The organism is Pseudomonas vanderleydeniana (assembly GCF_014268755.2).
Classification (GTDB): domain Bacteria; phylum Pseudomonadota; class Gammaproteobacteria; order Pseudomonadales; family Pseudomonadaceae; genus Aquipseudomonas; species Aquipseudomonas vanderleydeniana.
Window position 1 is genome coordinate 3,628,934 of sequence record NZ_CP077093.1, and the last position, 8,559, is coordinate 3,637,492.

General features: G+C 65.0%; 1 protein-coding gene. It reads left to right on the forward strand.

Annotated elements, in window-relative coordinates; translation table 11 throughout:
• Positions 1 to 241 precede the first annotated feature (241 nt).
• Complete coding sequence (locus tag HU752_RS16525; protein ID WP_186676335.1) at positions 242 to 8,545, forward strand: non-ribosomal peptide synthetase; 8,304 nt, start codon at positions 242 to 244, stop codon at positions 8,543 to 8,545.
• Positions 8,546 to 8,559 lie beyond the last annotated feature (14 nt).

Genomic DNA, 8,559 nt, shown 5'->3' on the forward strand with positions numbered 1-8,559 from the left:
GATGCAGAAAGCCATGAGCGCAAAATCGCTACATGAACGACGCAACTTTGTATTTCCAGCCGACAAAATTCGTGGTTATTATCCGTCCGCGCTGTGGGACAGAATCCCCTCCAGCGTAAGAAGATTGCTACGGACGGCACAGTCCGAGCAGTCGCAGCCGATCGGGTCGACCCTAGCGCTGTCATCCCTGCGCAGGTTTCGCCACTGATCGTGAATCCTCCAAGGGAATGAGAGGCTTGAATTGGTCAGAGAACCGAACGCAGCGCTTATCCAGCAACTGTTCGAATCCCGGGTACTGCGTGATCCCTCGGCCCCGGCGCTGGGTTTCATGGGGCAGGTCCTGAGTTACCAGCAACTCAACACCCAGGCCAATCGCCTGGCACACCACCTGCGTTCAGCGGGGGTGGGGCCCGACACGCGGGTCGCCCTCTGCCTGCAACGTTCGCCGCAGATGCTGATCGCCGTGCTGGCCGTGCTCAAGGCCGGGGGGGCCTATGTCCCGCTCGATCCCGCATACCCCTCGCAACGTCTGGCACACATGCTTGCCGATTGCAGCCCCCGGCTGGTAATCACTCATGCTGCGGCGTTGTCCGGCTTGAACCCGGCGCTGGCGAGCCTGGCCGAACAGCCCGAGATTCTCGACCTGGCCAACGACACCACCTGGGCCAAATGCCCAGGCGACAACCTTTCCCCTGACGTCCTCGGGCTGAACGACAGTCACCTGGCCTACGTGATCTACACCTCGGGCTCCACCGGGCTGCCCAAGGGGGTCATGGTCGAGCACCGTGGACTGGTCAACCTGGCTCAGGTCCAGGGCCCGTTGTTCAAGGTCGGGCCCGGATGCCGAGTGCTGCAGTTTGCCTCCTTCAGCTTCGACGCCTCGGTCTTCGAGTGGGTCATGGCCCTGGCCCATGGCGCCTGCCTGGAACTCGTCGAGCCCGGCACATTGCTGCTGGGCGACAACCTGGCAACGGTTCTGCGCGAACGACACATCACCCATGCCACGCTGCCGCCGCTGGTGCTCGCCGGTCTAGGCGAGCCGATGGGCTTGCCCGAGCTGCGTACGCTGGTACTGGCCGGAGAGGCACCCCCTCCGGCGCTGACCGCCGCCTGGGCGAAAGGGCGACAGCTGTTCAATGCCTACGGACCGACCGAAACCACCATTTGGGCCACCGTTTACCGTTGCAGCGAGCATCAGGACCCGCAGTCGCCCGTGCCGATCGGTGAACCTATCGATCAGGCCAGTGCCATTTTGCTGGACGAAACCGGCGTGCCAGTGCGCATGGGCGAGATTGGCGAGCTGTTCATCGGCGGTTGCGGTGTGGCCCGCGGCTACCTGAACCGTGCGCAACTGACGGCCGAACGCTTCATCGACAGTCCCTTCACACCCGGTGAGCGCCTGTACCGGACGGGCGACCTGGCCCGTTTCGAGGCGGATGGCCAACTGCTGTTCCTGGGGCGCAGCGACTTCCAGGTCAAGGTGCGCGGTTTTCGTATCGAGCCTGGAGAGATCGAGGCCTGCCTGAACGCTCTGCCAGGTGTCGAGGCATCGCTGGTGATCGCCCGCGAAGACACTCCCGGGGACCGCCGGCTGGTGGCCTACTACCTGGCAACGACCGAAATCACGCCTGGACAAGTGCGCGAACATGCCCGACAGTCCTTGCCCGCTCACATGCTGCCCGCGGCCTGCATGCGCCTGATGCAATGGCCGATCAACGCCAACGGCAAGCTCGATCGGCAGGCGCTGCCGCTGCCCGATGCCGCTGCGCGGGTTTGCGGCGAGTATGTCGCCCCTCATGAAGGACTGGAGCAGTGGTTGGCCGGTATTTGGGCCGAGGTGCTGAAAGTCGAGCGGGTAGGGCGCGAGGACAACTTTTTGGCCCTGGGGGGAGACTCCCTCAGCGCCCTGCAGATCACCGTCAGGGTTCGCGAGCAGGGGGGACGTCACCTGCCGCTCAAGAGCCTGTTTCTCGACGGTACGCTGTATCAGGTGGCACGCCAGTTGAGTGAGCCCATGGCCGATGCACCGCTGCCGCAGCCCACCGCAGTCGATGCTTCGCCGATCGCACCGCTGTCCTACCAGCAGAGCGGTGTCTGGTGGTTGAACAAGGTCTCCGATGCCCGTGCCTACCACGCGCAGAGCGTGATCAGCATCCGCGGCCGGATCGATGAGGATTTGTTGCAGCGCTGCCTGGATGAGATTGTCAGCCGTCACGAGATCTTTCGCACCACCTTTCATGACGATGGCGAGGGCGTGCCTTACCAGCGTGTCCATGAACAGGCCCTTGCCGCGCTGACCTGTATCGACATCCCGGCAGAGGACGAGCAGGGCTTCATCGCGCGGGTCGAGCAGGAGGTGCACCGGGCCATCGACGTCTCGAATCTTCCACTGGTTCGCTGGCTGCTGGTCAGGCGTGGCACGGATGCCTATGCGCTGGTCCATATCGAACACCATTTCGTACATGACGGCTGGAGTGCAAACCTGTTCCTGGAGGAGCTGCTGCACCTGTACCAGTACCACCACGGCGACCGCAGCGATGCGCTGCCGCTGCCCGGCGCACAATACTCGGACTATGCCCGCTGGCAGCAGAGCGAGGCGGCCGAAGCCGAATACGAGCGGCAGATGCACTTCTGGAAGCAGCAGTTGCAGGGCGCACCGTTCACCTTGCCGCTGCCCACCGATTTCCCCAGGCCGTCCCAGCGCAGCGGTCGTGGCCGGCAGTTGCGCTTCGAGCTGTCCGCCGAGTTGGCCGCCAGATTGCGCCAGTTCAGTGAAACCGAGGGTGTCACAGTCTTCACCACCTTGTTCACGGTGTTCCAGTGGTGGCTGGGCGGGCGCTGCGGTGTCGAGGACTTCCTGGTCGGTTCGGCCGTGGCCAATCGCAAGTCGGTCGCCTACGAGCGCTGCCTCGGAATGTTCGTCAACAGCGTGGTGATCCGCGCCGACCTGGGCGGCTCACCCTCCTTCCGCCAGTTGCTGGGCCGCACCGCCGAGCGGATGCTCGACGTCTATGACCACGAAAGCCTGCCGTTCGAACGACTGGTGCGTGAGTTCCAGCCCAGCCGCTCATTGTCACGCAACCCGCTGTTCCAGGTGGCGTTCAGCTTCCACAACTCGCAGACCCCGCCGCTTCAGGGACCGGGTTTCGATCTGTCGCTGTTCGAGGCCTACAGCAACCAGACGGCCAAATTCGACATCGAGGTGGTGGTGATTCCCCGGGGCACCCGGGCCGACAACCCCGACACCCTGTCACTGCTCTGGAACTACTCGGCTGATCTGTTCAAGGACGAAACCATGACCCGTTTGCGCGATAACTATCTGGAGCTGTTGGGACAGTGCCTGGAGGCACCGGGGCGCCGCCTCGACACTGACACGGTGATCGGTACCGAAGAGCGTCAGCGGTTGCTCGATGAGTGGAACCAGGTCAGTCCTGCCGAGCCACCGCCCCGTTGCCTGCATCAATTGTTCGAAGAGCGGGTAGCGCTTGATCCCTGGGCGCCGGCTGTCAGCCTCGAAGGCCAGACGCTCAGCTATGGCGAGTTGAATGCCCGGGCCAACTGCCTGGCGCGCTACCTGCGCACCCTCGGTATCGGCCCCGATGCCTTGGTGGGGCTGTGTGTCGAGCGCTCACTGGAGATGCTGGTCGGTGTGCTGGCGATCCTCAAGGCCGGTGGCGCCTATGTACCGCTCGATCCGGTTTACCCGAGCGAGCGCCTGCACCTGTTGCTGGCTGACAGCGCCCCGGCAGTGGTCCTGACCCACGCACCGGCCAGGCCCAGCCTGACCGCCGCCTGCAAGGGACTGCAGAGCAAGCCGCGCCTGCTCGACCTGGAAGCCGATGCGACACGTTGGGCTGAGCGTCCCGCCGAGAACCTCAACCCCGAGGAACAGGGCCTGACCGCGCACCACCTGGCCTACGTGATCTATACCTCCGGCTCCACCGGCACGCCCAAGGGCGTGATGATCGAGCACGCTCAGGTGGCGCGCCTGTTCAGCAGCACCGCTGCGCAATTCGGCTTCAACGCCGATGATGTGTGGACACTGTTTCACTCCTTCGCCTTCGACTTCTCGGTCTGGGAAATCTGGGGCGCGCTGCTGCACGGTGGGCGCCTGGTGATCGTGCCGACCCTGACCAGCCGTACCCCGGCAGATTTCTACCAGTTGCTCTGCGAGCAGGGCGTGACCGTGCTCAACCAGACCCCGAGCGCCTTCCGCAGCCTCATGGGGGCCCAGGCCCGCAGCACAGCGGCGCACAGTCTGCGCCAGGTGGTGTTCGGCGGCGAAGCCCTGGAGATGACCACGCTCAAGCCGTGGTTCGCCGACCCACGCAACAGCGATACACAACTGGTCAATATGTACGGCATCACCGAGATCACCGTGCATGCCACCTACCTGGCCCTGCAGCCTGAAGATGCCGAGCAGCCGGGTAGCCCGATCGGGCGCCCGCTGGCCGACCTGCGCTGCTACCTGCTCGGTGCCAACGGGCAACTGCTGCCGATCGGTGCCGAAGGCGAGATCCATATCGGTGGAGCAGGGGTGGCCCGTGGCTACCTGAATCGTGCGCAACTGACCGCCGAGCGTTTCATCGACAACCCCTTCGTGCCGGGTGAGCGCCTGTATCGCACTGGCGACCTGGCGCGTTATCGCGCGGATGGCAGCCTGGAGTTCCTCGGTCGCAACGACTTCCAGGTGAAGATTCGTGGTTTCCGCATCGAACTGGGTGAAATCGAAGCCAGCCTCGCTCGCTGTGCCGGTGTGCGTGATGCGGTGGTGATCGCCCGCGAGGATCAACCGGGCGAGCCTCGCCTGGTAGCGTATTACACGTGCGCCGAGGGCGCCGTGCCGAGCGCCCGGGAACTGCGTACGCAACTGGCTGCTGCCTTGCCGGAGCACATGGTCCCGGCTGCCTATGTCAGCCTGGAGGCCTTGCCGCTGACCGCCAACGGCAAGCTCGACCGCCAGGCGTTGCCGGCGCCCGATGACAGTGCCTTCGGCACACGGCCGTTCAGTGCTCCGCAAGGGCCGGTGGAAAGCGCGCTAGCCGAGGCCTGGGCCCATGTGCTCGGCCGCGAGCGAATCGGTCGCGACGACAACTTCTTCGCCCTGGGCGGGCACTCGCTTTCGGCTTTGCGGGTGCTTGAGCGGCTGCGGCGACAGGGTATCGAACTCGATGCCCGGCTGATGTTCAGCGTCCCGGTACTGCGCGAACTCGCCGCCGGTGTGGACATGGCGGAACTGGCCGCACCGATTCCGGCCAATGCCATCGTTCGCGGCCTGCCCATCACCCCTGAATGCCTGCCTCTGGTCAGTCTGCAACAGCGGCAGATCGATGCCATTGTCGGCGCGGTGCAGGGCGGTGCCGACAACATACAGGACATCTACCCGTTGTCGCCGCTTCAGGAGGGCATGCTGTTCCATCACCTGATGGCGCGTCATGGTGATCCCTACCTGCTCTGGTGCCTGATGAGTTTCAGCGACCGGGCGACCCTGGAGCGGTATGTCCAGGCGCTGGAAACCGTGATCACCCGCCACGACATCCTGCGCACCTCGGTGTTCTGGGACGATCTGCAGGAGCCGGTGCAAGTGGTCTGGCGTGAAGTGCAGGGTCTGGTCGAGGAACTGAGCCTGGACCCGGCCGAGGGCGATATCGCCACGCAGTTGCGTCGACGCTTCGACCCACGGCAATACCGCCTGCCACTGGAGCGAGCGCCGCTGATGCGCCTGGTCATTGCCCGGGACGAGGTCAACGACCGCTGGCTGGGCCTGCGCCTGTTCCATCACATCATCGATGACAACACCTCGCTGAAACAGCTCAACGCCGAGGTCGAGGCGGTCCTTGACGGTCACGCGGACAGCCTGCCGCCAGCCTTGCCCTATCGCAACTTCATTGCCCAGCGGGTCAAGGGGGGGGACCGGCAGGCCCAGGAGCAGTTTTTCCGTGGCATGTTGGCCGGCATCAGCCAACCATCCGCACCGTTCGGCCTGCTCGATATCCAGGGCGATGGCAGCGGTGTCGGCGAGGCCCGGCTGATGCTCGACAGCGACCTTGGTCAACGCCTGCGGCAGTCGGCCCAGGCCCTGGGCGTAAGCCCGGCCAGCCTGTTCCATGTGGCCTGGGGCCAGGTCGTGGGGCAGACCTCCGGTCGCCACGATGTGATCTTCGGTACGGTCCTGTTCGGCCGCCTCTATGGCGGCGAGGGCGCCGAGCGGATCCTCGGACCGTTCATCAATACCCTGCCGATCCGTATCGACCTGGCGGCGCAGGGCGTGGCAGCCTGCGTGCGTCATACCCATGGGCTGCTGACCCAACTGTTTGAGCACGAACATGCCTCGTTGGCACTGGCCCAGCGTTGCAGCGACATCGCCTCGCCAACGCCGTTGTTCACCACCTTGCTCAATTACCGCCACAGCGAGCGGGCAACCGAGGGAGGGGACTCGACCTCCGGTGCCTGGAAGGGGATTGAGGTATTGGGTGGCGAGGAACGCACCAACTATCCGCTGGTGCTGGCCGTGGATGACAGTGGCGAGGGTTTCCGGATCGGAGCCCAAGTCTGCGCGGCGCTGGACCCGCATCGCACCTGCGCGATGATGCAGCGGGCGCTGGAAAGTCTGGTCCAGGCCCTTGAGCAGGCGCCACAAGGCCGCCCTGATCGTCTGGATGTCCTGCCGCCCGGCGAGCGCCGTCAATTGCTTCACGATTGGAACCCTGCTGCGCCTGCCAGCGTCATCCGCGACTGCCCGCACCAGGTTTTCGAGCGCCAGGCTGCTCGCCAGCCCGCCGCCTTGGCGGCCTGCTTCGAGGGCAGGGCGCTGACCTATGGCGAACTCAATGCCCAGGCCAACCGCCTGGCCCATCACCTTCGCCAACGAGGCGTCGGTCCGGAGGTCCGGGTCGGGCTGTGTGTCGAACGTTCACTGGACATGCTGGTCGGCCTGCTTGCCATTCTCAAGGCTGGCGGTGCGTACGTCCCCCTGGATCCGGCGTACCCCCGCGAACGCCTGGCCTATCTGCTGCAAGACAGTGGCGTGGCGCTGGTGCTCACTCACCCGGCCGGCCGGGCGGCGCTGGGCGAAGCCCTGCAAGGCTTGGCAAACGCCCCCGAGTGCCTGGACCTGACCAGCCCGGGCTGGGCCGACGCGCCGACCGACAACCTCGACCCGGCGCGCCTGGGACTGACGCCATCGAGCCTGGCCTACGTCATCTACACCTCCGGCTCCACCGGCCAGCCCAAGGGGGTGATGGTCGAGCACCGCCAGGTGATGCGCCTGTTCGACACTACTGCTGCGCAGTTCGCCTTTGACCACGAGGATGTCTGGACGCTGTTCCATTCCTTTGCCTTTGACTTCTCGGTCTGGGAAATCTGGGGCGCACTGTTGCACGGCGGGCGGCTGGTGGTTGTGCCGGCTCCGGTCTGTCGCGCCCCGGCGGAGTTCTACCGATTGCTCTGCGAACAGCAGGTGACGGTGCTCAATCAGACGCCGAGCGCCTTTCGTGGCCTGCTCGATGCCCAGGCCCGCAGCAAGGCGACCCACAGCCTGCGCTGCGTGGTGTTCGGGGGCGAGGCGCTGGAAACCACGGCACTCAAACCCTGGTTCACCGACCCGCGCAACAGCGATACGCAACTGGTGAACATGTATGGCATCACCGAGATCACCGTGCACGCGACCTATCTGGCGCTGCGGGCCGAAGATGCCGAGCGTTGCGGTGCAAGCCCCATTGGCCGGCCACTGGCCGACCTGCGTTGCTATCTGCTCGGTCCAGCGGGGCAACCGGTGCCGATCGGTGCCGAAGGCGAAATCCATATCGGCGGTGCCGGTGTTGCGCGGGGCTACCTGAATCGGCCGGAACTGACGGCCGAGCGGTTCATCGACAGTCCTTTCGTGCCCGGTGATCGACTGTACCGCACCGGCGACCTTGCCCGATACCGGGCCGATGGCAGCCTGGAGTACCTGGGGCGCAACGACTTTCAGGTGAAGATTCGCGGCTACCGCATCGAACTGGCTGAAATCGAAGCCAGCCTGGGTCGTTGTACCGGTGTTCGTGAGGCCGTGGTCCTTGCCAGCGAGGATCAGCCTGGAGAAGCACGCCTGGTGGCCTACTACACGGTTGCCGAGGGGGCCGCGCCAGATGCGCGTGAGTTGCGTACGCAACTGGCTGCAGTGTTGCCCGAACACATGGTTCCAGCCGCCTACGTGCGTCTGGACCAGTTGCCTCTGACCCCCAACGGCAAGCTCGACCGCCAGGCACTGCCGAGACCCGATGAAGCCGCCTACGCGGTGAACACCCATGTTGCACCTGGCACGCCTATCGAGTTGGCCCTGGCCGAGATCTGGTGCGAAGTGCTGCACTGCGAGCGGGTCGGACTGACCGACAACTTTTTCCAACTCGGTGGCCACTCCTTGCTGGCCACCCGCATCGTCGCCCGGATCGACGATCTGCTGGGCATCGAGTTGCCGATGCGGGTGATGTTCGATCACCCGACCATCGAGGCGTTGCTCGATCACCTCTTTACCCAGGCGCAGGAAACCCGCGCTTCCCCTTGAGACCCTGAGAGCGA